General features: G+C 53.3%; 16 protein-coding genes. 3 read left to right on the top strand and 13 right to left on the bottom strand.

The window, feature by feature from the left end; translation table 11 throughout:
• Positions 1 to 15 precede the first annotated feature (15 nt).
• The 11 genes from atpG to asnC all read right to left on the bottom strand — a co-directional run bounded on the left by atpG (position 16) and on the right by asnC (position 9658).
• Positions 16 to 879, bottom strand: coding sequence for a F0F1 ATP synthase subunit gamma (gene atpG / locus L383_RS05490; RefSeq protein WP_014881884.1), 864 nt, complete (start codon positions 877 to 879; stop codon positions 16 to 18).
• Between the two features lie 51 nt (positions 880 to 930).
• A complete protein-coding gene (gene atpA / locus L383_RS05495) occupies positions 931 to 2472 on the bottom strand; it encodes a F0F1 ATP synthase subunit alpha (RefSeq protein ID WP_003862367.1) in 1542 nt (513 codons plus the stop codon).
• 12 nt (positions 2473 to 2484) lie between these two features.
• Positions 2485 to 3018, bottom strand: a complete 534-nt coding sequence (atpH, locus tag L383_RS05500) for a F0F1 ATP synthase subunit delta (protein WP_008500192.1) — start codon at positions 3016 to 3018, stop codon at positions 2485 to 2487.
• Between the two features lie 14 nt (positions 3019 to 3032).
• Positions 3033 to 3503, bottom strand: a complete 471-nt coding sequence (gene atpF, locus L383_RS05505; protein WP_003862370.1) for a F0F1 ATP synthase subunit B — start codon at positions 3501 to 3503, stop codon at positions 3033 to 3035.
• Positions 3504 to 3551: 48 nt separating this feature from the next.
• Positions 3552 to 3791: a F0F1 ATP synthase subunit C gene (gene atpE, locus L383_RS05510; protein WP_000429386.1), complete on the bottom strand. Its 240-nt coding sequence runs from the start codon at positions 3789 to 3791 to the stop codon at positions 3552 to 3554.
• Between the two features lie 49 nt (positions 3792 to 3840).
• Positions 3841 to 4656, bottom strand: a complete 816-nt coding sequence (gene atpB / locus L383_RS05515; RefSeq protein ID WP_014881883.1) for a F0F1 ATP synthase subunit A — start codon at positions 4654 to 4656, stop codon at positions 3841 to 3843.
• 8 nt (positions 4657 to 4664) lie between these two features.
• Positions 4665 to 5045 carry a F0F1 ATP synthase subunit I gene (gene atpI, locus L383_RS05520; protein ID WP_008500194.1) on the bottom strand — a complete coding sequence of 127 codons (381 nt, stop codon included), beginning with the start codon at positions 5043 to 5045 and terminating at the stop codon, positions 4665 to 4667.
• Between the two features lie 616 nt (positions 5046 to 5661).
• On the bottom strand, positions 5662 to 6288 hold the full coding sequence (gene rsmG, locus L383_RS05525) for a 16S rRNA (guanine(527)-N(7))-methyltransferase RsmG (RefSeq protein ID WP_014881881.1): 627 nt from the start codon (positions 6286 to 6288) through the stop codon (positions 5662 to 5664).
• A 107-nt stretch (positions 6289 to 6395) separates the two neighbouring features.
• The gene (gene mnmG / locus L383_RS05530) at positions 6396 to 8285 is read right to left on the bottom strand and encodes a tRNA uridine-5-carboxymethylaminomethyl(34) synthesis enzyme MnmG (protein WP_023331655.1); all 1890 of its coding nucleotides are present in this window, start codon (positions 8283 to 8285) and stop codon (positions 6396 to 6398) included.
• A gap of 374 nt (positions 8286 to 8659) precedes the next feature.
• Complete coding sequence (mioC, locus tag L383_RS05535) at positions 8660 to 9109, bottom strand: FMN-binding protein MioC (RefSeq protein WP_023331654.1); 450 nt, start codon at positions 9107 to 9109, stop codon at positions 8660 to 8662.
• A gap of 90 nt (positions 9110 to 9199) precedes the next feature.
• Positions 9200 to 9658, bottom strand: a complete 459-nt coding sequence (asnC, locus tag L383_RS05540; protein WP_023331653.1) for a transcriptional regulator AsnC — start codon at positions 9656 to 9658, stop codon at positions 9200 to 9202.
• Between the two features lie 151 nt (positions 9659 to 9809).
• Here asnC and asnA point away from each other — a divergent pair, with 151 nt between their 5' ends.
• Positions 9810 to 10802 carry an aspartate--ammonia ligase gene (asnA, locus tag L383_RS05545; protein ID WP_023331652.1) on the top strand — a complete coding sequence of 331 codons (993 nt, stop codon included), beginning with the start codon at positions 9810 to 9812 and terminating at the stop codon, positions 10800 to 10802.
• On the opposite strand, the gene viaA is transcribed toward asnA, so the two are convergent.
• Together viaA and ravA are read right to left on the bottom strand one after the other, a co-directional pair.
• The gene (gene viaA, locus L383_RS05550; RefSeq protein ID WP_023331651.1) at positions 10803 to 12254 is read right to left on the bottom strand and encodes an ATPase RavA stimulator ViaA; all 1452 of its coding nucleotides are present in this window, start codon (positions 12252 to 12254) and stop codon (positions 10803 to 10805) included.
• Complete coding sequence (ravA, locus tag L383_RS05555) at positions 12248 to 13744, bottom strand: ATPase RavA (protein ID WP_023331650.1); 1497 nt, start codon at positions 13742 to 13744, stop codon at positions 12248 to 12250. Before ravA ends, viaA begins: the two co-directional genes overlap by 7 nt.
• 222 nt (positions 13745 to 13966) lie before the next feature.
• Between ravA and kup the strand changes: the two genes are divergently transcribed.
• Positions 13967 to 15835, top strand: coding sequence for a low affinity potassium transporter Kup (kup, locus tag L383_RS05560; protein ID WP_014881875.1), 1869 nt, complete (start codon positions 13967 to 13969; stop codon positions 15833 to 15835).
• A 225-nt stretch (positions 15836 to 16060) separates the two neighbouring features.
• On the top strand, positions 16061 to 16480 hold the full coding sequence (gene rbsD / locus L383_RS05565) for a D-ribose pyranase (RefSeq protein ID WP_014881874.1): 420 nt from the start codon (positions 16061 to 16063) through the stop codon (positions 16478 to 16480).
• Positions 16481 to 16482 lie beyond the last annotated feature (2 nt).

Here is a 16482-nt window from a genome sequence, read left to right as displayed (position 1 = left end):
AATTCGTAAACCTGGTTAAACCGCGGCGGCTCCCGAGACAATCTCGGTGAGTTCCTGAGTAATGCTGGCCTGACGAGCTTTGTTGTAAACCAACTGCAGCTCTTTAATCAGGCTGCCGCCATTATCGGTCGCGGCTTTCATCGCCACCATTCGTGCGGCCTGCTCGCTGGCCAGGTTTTCTACAACGCCCTGATAAACCTGAGATTCAACGTAACGACGCAGCAGGGTATCCAGCAGCGGTTTCGGATCGGGTTCATACAGGTAATCCCAGGCTTTCTGCTTCAACTCGTCATCTTCTGATGCCGGTAAAGGCAGCATCTGAGTGATCGTAGGCACCTGAGACATGGTGTTAATAAATTTGTTGCTGACAACGTACAGTCTGTCCAGACGGCCTTCATCATAGGCCTGCAACATCACTTTAACCGGGCCGATCAGTTCGGACAGGGACGGGTTATCACCCATACCGGTCACCTGAGCGACAATGTTGCCACCAACGGAGTTAAAGAAAGAGACGCCTTTAGAGCCAATCAGTGCCAGATCGCACTGAACGCCTTTATCGGACCAGCCTTTCATATCCGCCAGCAGTTTTTTGAACAGGTTAATGTTCAAGCCGCCACACAGACCACGGTCAGTCGACACCACCAGGTAGCCCACGCGCTTAACGTCGCGTTCTTCCAGGTAAGGGTGCTTGTATTCCAGATTACCGTTTGCAAGGTGACCAATCACTTTGCGCATGGTCTCTGCATAAGGACGGCTGGCCGCCATGCGATCCTGCGATTTACGCATTTTGGAAGCGGCGACCATCTCCATCGCTTTAGTGATCTTTTGCGTGTTCTGGACGCTTGCGATCTTACTACGTATCTCTTTTGCGCCGGCCATGAGCTTCTCCTCAATGCCAGGCGGCTTGTCCTGAGACAAGCCGCCGGACGATTACCAGGATTGGGTTGCTTTGAAGGAATCGAGGATAGCTTTCAGCTTGCCTTCGATTTCGTCGTTATAGCCACCGGTCTGGTTGATCTCTTGCATCAGCGGAGCGTGATCACGGTCGACGTAAGCCAGCAGAGCGGCTTCGAAGCTACCGATTTTCGCCAGTTCCACATCTTCGAGGTAACCGCGTTCAGCCGCGAACAGTACCAGGCCCTGCTGAGCAACAGACATTGGTGCGTACTGTTTCTGCTTCAGCAGCTCGGTCACTTTCTGACCGTGGCTCAGCTGTTTACGGGTTGCTTCGTCCAGATCGGATGCGAACTGAGAGAACGCAGCCAGTTCACGATACTGTGCCAGCGCGGTACGGATACCCCCGGACAGTTTCTTGATGATCTTGGTCTGAGCAGCACCACCAACACGGGATACGGAGATACCCGGGTTAACCGCCGGACGAATACCGGAGTTAAACAGGTTGGTTTCCAGGAAGATCTGACCATCGGTAATGGAGATTACGTTGGTCGGAACGAACGCAGAAACGTCACCCGCCTGGGTTTCAATGATCGGCAGTGCGGTCAGAGAGCCCGTTTTACCCTTCACTTCACCTTTGGTGAAGTTCTCGACGTATTCCGCGTTAACGCGGGAAGCACGCTCCAGCAGACGAGAGTGGAGGTAGAATACGTCGCCCGGGAATGCTTCACGTCCTGGTGGACGACGGAGCAGCAGGGAAACCTGACGATAAGCAACAGCCTGTTTAGACAGGTCATCGTATACGATCAGTGCATCTTCACCGCGGTCACGGAAGTATTCGCCCATTGCGCAACCCGCGTATGGCGCCAGGTATTGCAGTGCAGCAGATTCAGAAGCGGTAGCCACAACCACGATGGTGTTAGACAGCGCGCCGTGCTCTTCCAGTTTACGAACCACGTTAGAAATGGTGGACGCTTTCTGGCCGATAGCCACGTACACACATTTGATGCCGGAGTCACGCTGGTTGATGATGGCGTCGATTGCCATCGCGGTTTTACCGGTCTGACGGTCACCGATGATCAGTTCACGCTGACCACGACCGATTGGGATCATGGCGTCAACAGACTTATAGCCTGTCTGAACAGGCTGATCGACGGACTGACGATCGATAACGCCTGGTGCGATAACTTCGATTGGAGAGAAGCCATCGTGCTCAACCGGACCTTTACCGTCGATTGGCGCACCCAGGGTGTTAACAACGCGGCCCAGCAGGCCACGGCCAACCGGCACTTCCAGAATACGGCCAGTACACTTAACCTTCATGCCTTCGGCGAGGTCAGCGTATGGACCCATCACAACCGCACCTACGGAGTCGCGCTCCAGGTTCAGTGCGATAGCGTAACGGTTACCCGGCAGGGAAATCATCTCACCCTGCATACAATCGGCCAGGCCGTGGATGCGGATAACACCGTCACTTACAGAAACAATAGTACCTTCATTGTGAGCTTCGCTCACAACATTGAACTGAGCAATGCGCTGCTTGATCAGTTCGCTGATTTCGGTGGAATTCAGTTGCATGCTCCAGTCCCCTTAAGACTGCAAGACGTCTGCAAGGCGTTCAAGACGGCCGCGTACGCTGCCATCAATGACCATATCACCCGAGCGGATGATTACGCCTGCCATTACAGACTTATCGATTTTGCAATTCAGCTTAACTTTGCGTGACAGACGTTTTTCCATCGCGGCGGTGATTTTCGCAAGCTGTTCATCACTCAGTTCAGTCGCTGAAGTCACTTCGACTTCAGCTGTTGCTTCACTAAGGGCACGTAAGTGCTCAAACTGCTCGAGAACATCCGGGAGCACACGGAGACGACCATTTTCTGCCATCACCTTAATCAGGTTCTGGCCGTTGGCATCCAGTTGCTCTCCGCACACGGCGATAAACGACGCGGCGAGAGTTTCAGGCGCTAACGCACCGGAAAGCAACTCGGCCATTTGTTCGTTTTTCGTCACCTCAGCGGCAAACGCCAGCATATTCTGCCAGCGATCGACATTTTGGTGTTCGATAGCAAAGTCAAAAGCTGCTTTGGCGTAGGGGCGAGCTACCGTAACAAATTCAGACATCAGCCCCTCCCTCCTTACAGTTCAGCGACAAGTTTGTCCACGATGTCGCTGTTAGCAGCTTCATCCACGGAACGTTCGATGATCTTCTCGGCGCCAGCAACAGCCAGAATCGCAACCTGCTTACGCAGTTCTTCACGAGCACGTTTACGCTCAGCTTCAATTTCAGCCTGAGCCTGTGTCACGATCTTAGTACGTTCCTGTTCTGCTTCAGCTTTGGCTTCGTCCAGGATCTGCGAACGGCGTTTGTTAGCCTGTTCGATGATGACCTGAGCTTCCGCTTTCGCTTTTTTCAGCTGGTCTGTCGCGTTGGCCTGTGCAAGGTCCAAATCTTTCTTAGCGCGTTCTGCAGAAGCCAGACCGTCAGCAATTTCTTTCTGACGTTTTTCGATGGCAGCCATTAAAGGCGGCCATACATACTTCATGCAGAACCAGACAAAGAGAATAAACGCGATGGCCTGGCCGAGGATTGTTGCGTTCATGTTCACAGCACAATACCTCTTAAATTTCTGTGGCTTGGGGTTTTAAAACAACTACTACGCGACAGCAAACATCACGTACAGACCCAGACCTACAGCGATCATTGGGATAGCATCCACCAGACCCATAACGATAAAGAACTGAGTACGCAGCAGAGGAATCAGATCAGGTTGACGCGCTGCGCCTTCCAGGAATTTGCCCCCGAGGATGCCGATACCGATCGCAGCACCGATAGCCGCCAGACCCATCATCACAGCGGCAGCCATGTACAGCAGATCCATATTCAGGTTTTCCATGACAGTCTCCAGTTTGTTTCAATTAAAACGTAGTAGTGTTGGTAAAAAATCAGTGCTCTTCAGACGCCATCGACAGATAGACGATCGTCAGAACCATGAAGATAAAGGCTTGCAGCGTAATGATCAGGATGTGGAAAATGGCCCATGGCACATTCAGAATCCACTGTGACCACCACGGCAGAAGACCCGCGATCAGAATGAAAATCAGCTCACCCGCATACATGTTGCCGAACAGTCGCAGACCCAGTGAAACAGGTTTGGACAGCAGGCTAACGCCTTCCAGGATCAGGTTGACCGGAATAAACGCCCAGTGGTTGAACGGCTGCAAGGTAAGCTCTTTCACAAAGCCGCTTACGCCTTTCATTTTGATGCTGTAGAAAAGAATCAGGATAAACACGCCCAGCGCCATCGACAGAGTGATGTTCACGTCCGCAGACGGTACAACACGCAGCGCAGGCAGGCCGAAGATGTGCTCGCCGATGAACGGCAGCAGGTCAATTGGCAGCAGGTCCATCAGGTTCATCAGGAAGACCCAAACGAACACGGTCAAGGCCAGCGGAGCAATCAGCTTGCTCTTACCATGGTACATGTCTTTCACGCTGCCATGGACGAAGCCGATGATCATTTCAACGAATGTCTGGAATTTCCCTGGAACACCGCTGGTCGCCTTTTTAGCAACGCTGCGGAACATGGCCAGGAACAGAAGACCCAATACCACCGAGAAGAACATGGAGTCGATGTTGATCGTCCAGAAGGTGGCCGGGGGGTTATGCGGATCCACCAGCGAGAATGTACGCAGGTCCAGCTGAAGGTTATTCAGATGGTGACCTATGTAATCCTGCGGCGTCATATTTTCTGAAGCCATGATGCCTTTTACCCTTTGTTATTGATTACAGCTGGAGCCAGAACTTGTACCACCAGCACCAAAACCCACGTTGCTATCAGCGGCATGAAGACCACTTTCAAAACCGCCAGCGCCATCACCAGTAGAGCAAAGGTCAGCAACACCTTACACACTTCGCCAAGAGCGAAGGACCAGGCCACGCGGCCTTTGGCGGGTGTATGCGCCTGATGACGCCAGGCAAAAATCATAAACAACACGTTTGGCAGCACAACTGCCAAACCCCCGCACACGGCGGAGATGCCCCAGAAGGGGTCTTTGAGGCTAAACAGCAGTCCACTTGCTATCACAGCCAGAAACTGAATGAACAGAAGCTTACGAGCAACGTTTCTACTCAAGAGCGACACAGACATCACGTTTTTACTCCTGCTCCCTTCGAGGTATGCCGCGTGTCGTATAAAACGTCCTTTAAGGCTCAGAGTCAAGCATCAAAAAGCGGACAAATTATACGGTGCGTACCCGTGATTTCAAACATTAAGTAGCGAAAAGGTGAATAAATGTTTAAATATTTTTCCCCACCGCTATTTTTCAACTTTCGCTGAAAGCATCGACCTTCGAGCAAAACTGCAAACAGCGCGAAAACGTTGACTACAAAGCGTGCACGAGATCACAAAACACACATTTGCGATAAGGTTGTATTTATCAAAGCCGTAAATCGCACAGGAGTATCTTTCTGAAATCAAAGATAAAATATCGCAACTATTTTCAAAACAGCCCCGTACACAATAAAAACCTTTTATTGACATTCTTAATAAATAATTAACATCACACTCTGATTACAGTCTTCCACTTTTAGCAGACTGATATTTTCATAGTTGACTATCTTCACGGTGAATAATAGGCGCAACGTTAACCATAAGAAAAACCATGGTAAAAAAGAGGTTAAATGCTAACGGGTAAATCCATGTGAGTTGTGCTGTTTTTTAACATCACCAGAACAGCACAAATTCCACATTTTTTATTAATTTTTTAAAAATTGTTTGGCTTAATTATCACCAGATGACGTTCACCGTCGAGCTGAGGAATGTTTAATTTCTCGATGGATTCAACGGCAAAACCGTCCGGAAGCTGTTCAATTTCATCACCCGGCAGTTGCCCTTTCAGCGCATAGAAACGCCCTTTCTCTTCTGCGGGCAAATGTTTACACCAGCTCACCATGTCATTGAGTGAAGCAAAGGCGCGGCTGATAACACCGTCAAACGGCGGTTCTGCCGGAAACGCCTCTACCCTGCTTTGAACGGGCGTGATGTTCTCAAGCTTCAGCTCATGCTGAACCTGTCGTAAAAAGCGCACGCGCTTACCGAGGCTGTCCAGCAGCGTGAAATGACTTTCAGGCCGGACAATCGACAGCGGAACCCCTGGCAGACCGGGCCCCGTGCCAACGTCGATAAAACGCTCCCCCTTCAGATACGGTGCCACAACGATGCTATCGAGAATATGGCGTACCAGCATCTCGTTGGGGTCGCGTACCGACGTCAGGTTGTACGCTTTGTTCCATTTGTTCAGCATATCGACATAGGCCACCAGCTGGTTTTTCTGGTGATCGGTGAGCGAAATACCTGCCTGATCCAGCAGACGAGAGAGTTTGTTGAGCACGGTGAATACCTGTTGGAAAACTTAGGTGGCGGGTGGCGCTTCGCTTACCCGCCCTACGGGTTCAGTAGGCCCGGTAAGCGCATCGCCACCGGGCAATGTTCTGGGCATTACGCGCTGCGGCGCAGCATACCCTGTTTCTTCAACCACACCAGCAGAATCGAAATCGCGGCGGGCGTAACGCCAGAGATACGTGATGCCTGGCCGATGGATACCGGTTTATGATCGTTCAGCTTAGCGATCACTTCGTTGGAAAGCCCCGTCACCTGACGGTAGTCCAGCATTTCCGGCAGCAACGTGTTTTCGTTACGCTGCTGTTTTTCAATCTCATCCTGTTGGCGCGCGATATAGCCTTCGTACTTCACCTGAATTTCGACCTGTTCAGCGGCTTCGGCATCTTCAAGACCCGGGGCGAACGCGGTGAGTTTCACCAGATTCTCATAGGTCACTTCGGGACGACGCAGCAGATCTTCACCGCTGGCTTCACGTGAGAGCGGCGCAGTTAAGTGAGCGTTCACTTCGGCAGCGGTTTCCGCCTGTGGATTAACCCACGTGGTTTTCAGACGCTGACGTTCCTGTTCAATGCGCTCCAGCTTCTCGTTAAAGCGTGCCCAGCGTTCGTCATCGACCAGACCCAGCTCGCGGCCCATTTCAGTCAGACGCAGGTCGGCGTTATCTTCGCGCAGCATCAGGCGATATTCCGCACGAGAGGTAAACATACGGTACGGTTCTTTGGTGCCCAGGGTGCAGAGATCGTCAACCAGTACGCCCAGATAGGCCTGAGAACGCGCCGGGGCCCAGCCCTCTTTTTCGGCAGAGAAACGGGCAGCGTTCAAACCGGCCAGCAGACCCTGTGCAGCCGCTTCTTCGTAACCGGTGGTGCCGTTAATCTGGCCCGCGAAGAACAGACCGTGGATGAATTTGCTCTCCAGGGTTGGCTTCAGGTCACGCGGGTCGAAGAAATCGTACTCAATAGCGTAGCCAGGGCGAACGATTTTCGCATTCTCCATGCCCTGCATTGAGCGAACAATCTGCATCTGCACATCGAACGGCAGGCTGGTGGAGATACCATTCGGATAAATTTCGTTTGAGGTCAGCCCTTCCGGCTCCAGGAAGATCTGGTGCTGGTTACGATCGGCAAAGCGCATCACTTTGTCTTCGATCGACGGGCAGTAACGCGGACCGATCCCTTCGATCACACCGGCGTACATTGGGCTGCGATCGAGGTTATTGCGGATCACGTCATGGGTTTTTTCGTTGGTATGCGTGATGTAGCACGGTACCTGCTGCGGATGTTGCGCCGCATTGCCCATGAACGAGAAGACCGGCATCGGGTTATCACCGTGCTGTTGCGCAAGCACGCTGAAATCAATGGTACGCGCGTCAATACGTGGCGGCGTGCCAGTCTTCAGGCGGCTTACGCGCAGTGGCAGTTCACGCAGACGACGAGAGAGCGGAATGGATGGCGGATCGCCTGCACGGCCACCGCTGTAGTTATCCAGACCAATATGAATTTTCCCGTCCAGGAAGGTGCCGACGGTCAGTACCACCGCTTTGGCGCGGAATTTAAGGCCCATCTGGGTCACTGCACCCACGACGCGATCGTTCTCAACGATAAGATCTTCTACCGCCTGCTGGAAGATCATCAGGTTTGGCTGGTTCTCCAGCGCGGTACGTACGGCCTGACGATAAAGCACGCGGTCTGCCTGTGCACGAGTGGCACGCACTGCCGGCCCTTTACTCGCGTTTAGTATCCTAAACTGGATGCCTGCATGATCGATCGCTTTCGCCATCAGGCCGCCAAGCGCATCCACTTCTTTTACCAGGTGTCCTTTCCCAATGCCGCCAATCGCCGGATTACAGGACATTTGTCCCAGCGTGTCGATATTGTGTGTCAAAAGCAGGGTCTGTTGACCCATATGCGCTGCGGCCATTGCGGCCTCAGTGCCTGCGTGACCCCCGCCAATGATGATGACGTCAAAAGGATCCTGATAAAACATGGTGGTCTGCCTCGCGTAAAGCGGTATGAAAATGGATTGAAGCCCGGGCCGTGGATTCTACTCAACTTTAGTCTTTCGAGAAAGCATTGGGATCCTGGGCTATTAAAAAGAAGATCTTTTTATTTAGAGATCTGTTCTATTGTGATCTCTTATTAGGATCGCGTACTTGTGTGGATAAGTCCGATCCGGCAAATAAGATCATGCAGTTAGGAAGGATCGTTTGCTGTGAATGATCGGTGATCCTGGACCGTATAAGCTGGGATCAGAACGCGACTTTATACACAGGCTAAAAACGATACAACAGTTGTTCTTTGGATAACTACGGGTTAATACGAGCTTTTAACCAGAGTTATCCACATCTAATCGCGCGATCTTTAATCGTTTTTGAGTAAATTTTTCCATTCACCCAACCAGATCTCGGCCGGATCCTCCGGAATATCATGATCGAGGATGTTGATCTTGAGTGTTTCACCCAGCTGTTTTGCTCCGCAAGAGGTGACAACAGCTTCGACTTTCTCTATTGCCCCGCAAAAGGTGTCATATTCACGACTGCCGATCCCCACAGCGCCAAAACGGACCTTTGAGAGGTCAGGCTGCTGTTCCTGCAGTTCGTCATATAAAGGTTGCAGGTTATCCGGCAGATCGCCCGCGCCATGCGTGGAGGTGATCAGCAGCCAGACCCCGTCAGTCGGGAGATCTTCAAGCAGCGGTCCGTGCAGGGTTTGTGTTGAAAAGCCCGCATCTTCCAGCTTCTCAGCCAGATGTTCCGCTACATATTCCGCACCACCGAGGGTGCTGCCGCTGATAAGGGTAATGTCCGCCATTGATCGCTCGCTCAGATAAAGAGGGAGATATTGTACGCTGTGAACGAGCTGGGATCTACCTGTGGAAAATGAGGGAATGAATTTGCCCGATCATGGGCGGATGGTACGCATGATCGGGTTTTGCAGGGAGATCAGTGTCTCGGTGGACTGAATTTCATCAATTGTTTGGATCTTGTTGATAAGTACCTGCTGGAGGGCATCGATGGATCGGCACATCACTTTTATAAAGATACTGTAGTGCCCCGTGGTGTAGTACGCCTCGGTGACCTCATCCAGCGCATTGAGCCTGGCCAGGGCGGAAGGATAGTCTTTTGCGCTTTTAAGAATGATGCCGATAAAGCAGCAGACGTCGTAACCCAGCTGCTTCGGGCTGACGTCAATGTGCGCGCCGGTAATGATCCCCGCCTGCTTCATTTTCTCTACGCGAACGTGAATGGTTCCCGGGCTGACGCCAAACTGTTTCGCCAGTTCGGCGTAGGCGGTACGGGCATTGGCCATTAACGCCTCGAGTATGCCGCGGTCGAGATTGTCGATCTGATAATTTTCCATAGCTTTTTCTTATGAAGATTGATGATTCTTTCTATTCTAGCCTCATATTTTATCGATTCAAAAGTGAAGTCGGCTTTTTGTTGTTGAGTTATTGAATTAAGTGCCGGTTCTGTTGCTTAATCATTACCAACAGGACGCAGGAGTATAAATAATGAAAACCGCTTACATCGCAAAACAACGCCAGATCAGTTTCGTTAAATCCCATTTTTCCCGCCAGCTGGAAGAGAAGCTTGGGCTGATTGAGGTTCAGGCACCGATTCTGAGCCGGGTGGGCGACGGGACGCAGGATAACTTGTCTGGATGCGAAAAAGCGGTACAGGTGAAAGTGAAAACACTGCCAGATGCCCAGTTCGAAGTGGTTCATTCCCTGGCGAAGTGGAAGCGTCAAACCCTGGGACAACACGACTTCAGCGCGGGCGAAGGGCTTTACACGCACATGAAAGCCCTTCGCCCCGATGAAGACCGCCTTTCACCTATTCACTCTGTTTACGTTGACCAGTGGGACTGGGAGCGCGTGATGGGTGATGGCGAGCGTCACCTTGGCACGCTGAAATCCACCGTTGAGGCGATCTACGCCGGGATCAAAGCGACTGAAGCGGCCGTGAGCAAAGAGTTTGGTCTGGCACCGTTCCTGCCGGACACGATCCACTTTGTTCATAGCCAGGCACTGTTGAGCCGTTTCCCGGATCTTGATGCCAAAGGCCGTGAACGTGCGATCGCGAAAGAGTTGGGTGCAGTATTCCTGATCGGCATTGGCGGCAAACTCTCTGATGGCAAACGCCACGACGTCCGTGCGCCGGATTATGATGACTGGAGCACCGCGGGGGAGCACGACTATGCCGGGCTGAACGGCGATATCCTGGTCTGGAACCCGGTACTGGAAGATGCATTTGAGCTCTCCTCTATGGGGATCCGCGTGGATGCCGACGCGCTGAAACGCCAGCTGGCGGTGACCGGTGACGAAGATCGTCTCAAATTAGAGTGGCACCAGGCGTTGCTGCGCGGCGAAATGCCGCAGACCATCGGGGGAGGGATCGGCCAGTCCCGTCTGACCATGCTGCTGCTGCAACTGCCGCATATTGGTCAGGTACAGTGTGGCGTCTGGCCGCAGCAGGTGCGTGACAGCGTGGGATCTCTTCTTTAATTATCGCTGCCAGCGTCTGAGCAGGCGGCTACGCAACCCGGTATCAAAGCGCCAGATATGATCGAAGATGCGCATGATGCCGGGTTTTCCATGAGCGGACATCGCGACGGCGTGAAAACGGTGCTGATGCACCCGCTGTAACTCCTTCACTTTATTAACCACATCATCCGGCAGTCGCTGGGCTATAAAATCGGAAATGACGACCGCATCGGCGTCGTACCAGTCACCCCCCTGCATCCGCTCAACGATGCTGCGAAAGCAGCTGGCCAGGTCAGTGCCCCCGCGAAAACGCTGGCTTAAAAAACGGATTGCCTGCTCTATTCCCTGCTGGTTCGTCAGCTCATAACCCACGACTTCGCTGGAGAAGAGCATGATGAAGCAGCGACGGCGGTCGGCGAGCGCCACGCGCATCAGTGCCAGGCAAAACGCTTTTGCACACTGTTCGTTAAATCCGCCCATCGAACCGGACGTATCCACACAAACAATAAACGGCCCGCGCGGCTGTTCATCAAAATCCTGATGGACGACCGGACGCTGGCTAAGTTTCTCGCGCCACGCTTCGCCGTGCAGCCGGTAGGTAAGAAGCTGTTTTTCCACCAGCCGACGGTAGAACTCATACTCCAGCTCGGTCATTCCCAGCGTGCTCAGTTCGGTGGGCAGCAGGCGCAGAATGTCATCGCTCTGCTGGAGCCCGTCGACCTGTTCTGGCACGGTTGCCGGTTCACGCACCAGGGTGCGGAAGGTTTCCATCGGGGCATCCTTCTTTGGAACTGATTTTGCTTCCCTTGAGCGCCCCAGCTGTTCAGCAAGCTTCATCAATTCCGGCTGCTGCGCCAGAAAATCGCCGTATTTGACGATCAACTGGTAATCTCCGCGTTTGAGCTGACCGGCACTCATGTCCCAGAGACGTCCTGCGGCGTTTTCATTTTCCACCAGCACCTGCTCAAGCTGACCGCTTAAGGTCATGCGTTCCTGAACTTCACTGAGCAGCTGTTCACGTTCTTCATCCAGCAACTGCTGGTTTAACGTTGTGGCCTGAACCACCAGACTGAGGCGCCAGCGTTGTAAAAAGAGAGTATGCAGTGCGGGGGTAAAGGTGGCGTTATCCGTGACCAGCGCCCGGGCCTGGCTGGCAAACGGAGAGTGGACGTTATCGAGTACTGCCAGGGTTTGTGGGAGCTGGACGATAAACTGCGTCGTGGAGAGCCGTTGACACTGTTGATAGGCCGCGACTTCCTCCGTCAGTTCCGGCGGAACTTCAGTCTCTTTGAATCGCTGTCGCAGATTATCTCGCCAGCGCGGAAGATCGTCGGTCATCGCCTTTTTGAGCTTCGGGAATTTTTCAAAAAACGCCGCCAGCTGCGGCGACGCCAGAAGGGTAATCACCACCTCCTCGATCAACCCTTCCTCGCTGACCGCCAGCATCACGTTGAGCGTGTCCAGCGTTAGCATTGACGCGCCTGTTTGATCTGCGCGCTGACATCCTGCAGGCTGGCTTCGATGCGACCTAACCAGTCGCTATGAATAAAGAGGCATTTTTGCTGCTCGCTAAAGCGGGTGTGCTGCTGGTGCCATTCGGTATCCAGGGCGTCCAGCTGCTGTTTGATCTCTTCCGGCACGCTGTCAGAAGCGGTGCCAGGAAGCGCAAGACGCGAGCCCTGCAGGCTGACGTCGCGGATCACCAGGTGCTGGCTGCTGTCCACTTCCATCGTGAGCGGCTGCGCGAAACCGATGCCGTTGAGTTTTCCGCGGATCTCACCGCCTTTGTCGAGCCACTGAGATAGCGCCTCGCGCTCAACCGTAATGTGTACCACCTGCATATCATGCAGTTTGAGCGGCTGCTGGAGCAGCAGCGTTAGCGTCGTACCGGTCAGATCGGCGGGGAGTTCGTAATGCGGTTTGCGGGCGAACATACCGCCCAGACGATTGACTTTCAGCGCCGTTTTATCACTTTGCTGCTGTTGGAGCTGGATGCGGCGTTGAGTAATCGCCCCCAGCTGGTTGAGCATCGCCTGCTGCCCCCATGCGTGTCCGGTCATCAATACGTCCAGCTGCTGCTGCATCAGGTTCATGCCTTCTGCGTCGTGCCAGAGGCAGTCTTTCAGCAGGATCAGATCGATGGGCGCGACGGCATCACGACCGCTGAACAGGGCGCTTGCCTGGAGCAGACGAATCGCCTTTTTCCAGCGACGGTCCGAGACATACGGTGCGGAAGGAAGTAAATCAAGCTGCTGGCGCAGCATGAAGATCAGTTCAAAAACGGCATCGGGCAGTTTGATTTTGCCGATCTCTTCCTGCCACTGGTAATACTCCTCGTCCGTCACCTGCAAAGAAGCCGCCACCGGGTTTTCGTTCTCATCCTGCTGGCTGACCAGCATAGAGCGGAAGTTTGACTTGTCCTGGACTTTATCGAGCCACAGGCGGATCAGCATACGGTCATACAGCGCTTCCAGGCTGCTGTCGGCTTCGGGCAGTTCGTTTGACGCGGCCACCAGCAGACGCATGGGGATTTTCTCTTCGCTGGCCCCGTTGCGAAACCGGCGTTCGTTAATCGCCGTGAGCAGGGTGTTCAGGATTGCCGGGCCGGCTTTCCAGATCTCATCGAGAAAGACAATTTCTGCTTCCGGAAGATAACCCGCCGTCAGACGCTCATAACGCCCCTCGTCTTTGAGGGCTTGAATAGAGAGCGGACCGAAAACCTCTTCGGGGGTGGAAAAGCGCGTCATGAGATATTCAAAGGCGCGAGCATTCTGAAAAGCGAACTTCAGGCGGCGTGCGATCAGGCTTTTGGCAATGCCCGGCGGACCCAGCAGAAACACGCTTTCACCGCTCAACGCTGCCAGTAAGCAAAGGCGAATGGCGTGGCTACGCTCGAAAAGGCCTTTCTCTAGCGCACTGCTGAGGCGGGAAATTCTTTCTGCTAATAAATGTGAGTGAGCCATAATAGTTTTGCATCCTTTCGCCGTCGTGGCGGCCAATTGAAGCGAGTATAGACGTTTCAGTCAGAGCTGGTAATAGGCTGAAGTGCGGCGCAATTTTCTTTGCGCTACATTAATGCGGTTGCATTTAGGGGTTCGATTTTGCAACGAATCGTGCATACTGTGCGCTTTTTGTGGGCCAAGGGACCGGGAACACATTTGTTATTTAAACGAAAAGACTAGTCTATGAGCACTGATAATAAGCAATCATTACCCGCAATAACGCTTGCTGCGATCGGGGTTGTCTACGGTGATATCGGTACCAGCCCGCTTTATACGCTTCGTGAATGTCTGTCCGGCCAGTTTGGCTTTGGTGTTGAGCGTGATGCCGTGTTTGGCTTCTTGTCACTCATCTTCTGGCTGCTGATCCTGGTTGTTTCTGTTAAATATCTCTCCTTCGTTATGCGTGCAGATAACGCGGGCGAAGGCGGGATCCTGACCCTGATGTCCCTTGCCGGGCGCAACACCTCCGCCAGAATGACGTCCGTGCTGGTGATTATCGGCCTGATCGGCGGCAGTTTCTTCTACGGAGAGGTGGTTATCACACCCGCCATTTCGGTCCTCTCGGCGATAGAGGGCCTGGAGATTATTGCGCCACAGCTCGATACGTGGGTGGTTCCGCTGGCGATAATCGTATTAACGCTGCTGTTTGCGATCCAGAAGCACGGTACCGGGCTGGTGGGTAAACTGTTTGCGCCGATTATGCTGGCCTGGTTCCTGATCCTCGCGGCCCTCGGTTTGCGCAGCATTATTGCTAACCCTGAAGTGCTGCATGCCCTGAATCCTTACTGGGCCGTGCATTTCTTCCTTGAATATAAAGTTGTCTCCTTCGTGGCGCTTGGCGCGGTCGTGCTCTCCATCACTGGCGTTGAGGCGTTGTATGCCGATATGGGGCACTTCGGGAAACTGCCTATCCGCGTGGCATGGTTTATTGTGGTGCTGCCGTCGCTGGTGCTGAACTACTTCGGTCAGGGCGCGCTGCTGCTCAAGAACCCGGAAGCGATTAAGAACCCGTTCTTCCTGCTGGCGCCTGACTGGGCGCTGGTACCGATGCTGATTCTGGCGACGCTGGCTACCGTCATTGCTTCTCAGGCGGTGATTTCGGGGGTGTTCTCTCTGACGCGCCAGGCCGTGCGTCTGGGGTATCTCTCGCCAATGCGCATCATCCATACTTCAGAGATGGAGTCGGGTCAGATCTACATTCCGTTCGTTAACTGGCTGCTCTATTTCGCGGTTGTGATTGTTATCGTGAGCTTTGAGCACTCCAGTAACCTGGCGGCGGCGTACGGTATTGCGGTAACCGGTACGATGGTGCTGACATCGCTTCTTTCCACTACCGTGGCGTACCGAAACTGGCACTGGAATAAATTCCTTGTGGCAATGATTCTGGTGGGCTTCCTGTGCATCGACGTGCCGTTGTTCTCTGCTAACCTCGACAAGATTGTCTCCGGCGGCTGGCTGCCGCTGACGCTGGGTCTGGTGATGTTCATCGTGATGACCACGTGGAAGAGCGAGCGCTTCCGTCTGCTGCGTCGTATGCATGAGCACGGTAACTCTCTGGAGGCGATGATCGCTTCCCTGGAGAAATCCCCGCCGGTGCGCGTGCCGGGAACGGCGGTGTATATGTCTCGTGCCCTGAACGTCATCCCGTTCGCGCTGATGCATAACCTCAAGCACAACAAGGTTCTGCACGAGCGCGTGATCCTGCTGACGTTGCGTACCGAAGATGCGCCGTACGTTCACAACGTGCGTCGCGTGCAAATCGAGCAGCTGTCCCCGACATTCTGGCGCGTGGTGGCGAGTTACGGCTGGCGCGAAACGCCAAATGTGGAAGAGGTGTTCCACCGCTGCGGTCTTGAAGGGCTAAGCTGCCGGATGATGGAGACGTCGTTCTTTATGTCGCACGAGTCGCTGATTATCGGCAAGCGTCCCTGGTATCTGCGCCTGCGCGGTAAGCTTTATCTTATCCTGCAGCGTAACGCTCTGCGTGCGCCTGACCAGTTTGAGATCCCGCCTAACCGCGTGATTGAGCTTGGAACGCAGGTCGAGATTTAAGTCCTTCTGCGGGCTGATGCCCTCACCCCGACCCTCTCCCACAGGGAGAGGGCGCAAACATAAAAAACGGTAACCTGACGGTTACCGTTTTGCATTTACCTCCCCTCTATTTCACTTAGCGAAACGTTTCGACGTTGATCACAAATCTGTTACGCCATGATGGTTTTCTGAACACTCTTGCGGCTACACTCTTTTTAGCGAAACGTTTCGCTAGTGGAGCAGAAAATGAAGAAAGGCACAGTTCTCAACTCAGAAATCTCATCGGTCATTTCCCGTCTTGGGCATACCGATACGCTGGTGGTTTGCGATGCAGGCTTACCGGTTCCGCGCAGCACAACCCGTATTGATATGGCGTTAACGCAGGGAGTTCCTTCGTTTATGCAGGTACTGGATGTGGTGACGTCGGAGATGCAGGTTGAGGCGGCCATTCTCGCGGCGGAAATCAAACAACATAATCCGCAGCTCCACGAAACGTTGCTTAAGTTTATTGAGCAACTGCAGCAACACCAGGGAAACACCATAGAAATTCGTTACACAACGCACGAGCAGTTCAAACAACAAACCGCAGACAGTCAGGCGGTGATTCGCAGCGGGGAGTGTTCCCCGTATGCGAATATCATTCTCTGTGCTGGCGTCACCTTCTGAGG

Source organism: Enterobacter sp. MGH 37 (genome assembly GCF_000534515.1).
GTDB classification, from domain to species: domain Bacteria; phylum Pseudomonadota; class Gammaproteobacteria; order Enterobacterales; family Enterobacteriaceae; genus Enterobacter; species Enterobacter kobei.
Note: the sequence above shows the minus strand (reverse complement) of the source record. Positions and strands in the feature narration are given on the sequence as shown.

Coding starts and splice junctions, on each gene's coding strand:
- asnC (WP_023331653.1), bottom strand. CDS start 9,658: ATGGAAAATTATCAGATCGACAATCTCGACCGCGGCATACTCGAGGCG.
- viaA (WP_023331651.1), bottom strand. CDS start 12,254: ATGCTAACGCTGGACACGCTCAACGTGATGCTGGCGGTCAGCGAGGAA.
- atpB (WP_014881883.1), bottom strand. CDS start 4,656: ATGGCTTCAGAAAATATGACGCCGCAGGATTACATAGGTCACCATCTG.
- ravA (WP_023331650.1), bottom strand. CDS start 13,744: ATGGCTCACTCACATTTATTAGCAGAAAGAATTTCCCGCCTCAGCAGT.
- rbsD (WP_014881874.1), top strand. CDS start 16,061: ATGAAGAAAGGCACAGTTCTCAACTCAGAAATCTCATCGGTCATTTCC.
- mioC (WP_023331654.1), bottom strand. CDS start 9,109: ATGGCGGACATTACCCTTATCAGCGGCAGCACCCTCGGTGGTGCGGAA.
- mnmG (WP_023331655.1), bottom strand. CDS start 8,285: ATGTTTTATCAGGATCCTTTTGACGTCATCATCATTGGCGGGGGTCAC.
- atpI (WP_008500194.1), bottom strand. CDS start 5,045: ATGTCTGTGTCGCTCTTGAGTAGAAACGTTGCTCGTAAGCTTCTGTTC.
- atpA (WP_003862367.1), bottom strand. CDS start 2,472: ATGCAACTGAATTCCACCGAAATCAGCGAACTGATCAAGCAGCGCATT.
- asnA (WP_023331652.1), top strand. CDS start 9,810: ATGAAAACCGCTTACATCGCAAAACAACGCCAGATCAGTTTCGTTAAA.
- kup (WP_014881875.1), top strand. CDS start 13,967: ATGAGCACTGATAATAAGCAATCATTACCCGCAATAACGCTTGCTGCG.
- atpE (WP_000429386.1), bottom strand. CDS start 3,791: ATGGAAAACCTGAATATGGATCTGCTGTACATGGCTGCCGCTGTGATG.
- atpH (WP_008500192.1), bottom strand. CDS start 3,018: ATGTCTGAATTTGTTACGGTAGCTCGCCCCTACGCCAAAGCAGCTTTT.
- atpG (WP_014881884.1), bottom strand. CDS start 879: ATGGCCGGCGCAAAAGAGATACGTAGTAAGATCGCAAGCGTCCAGAAC.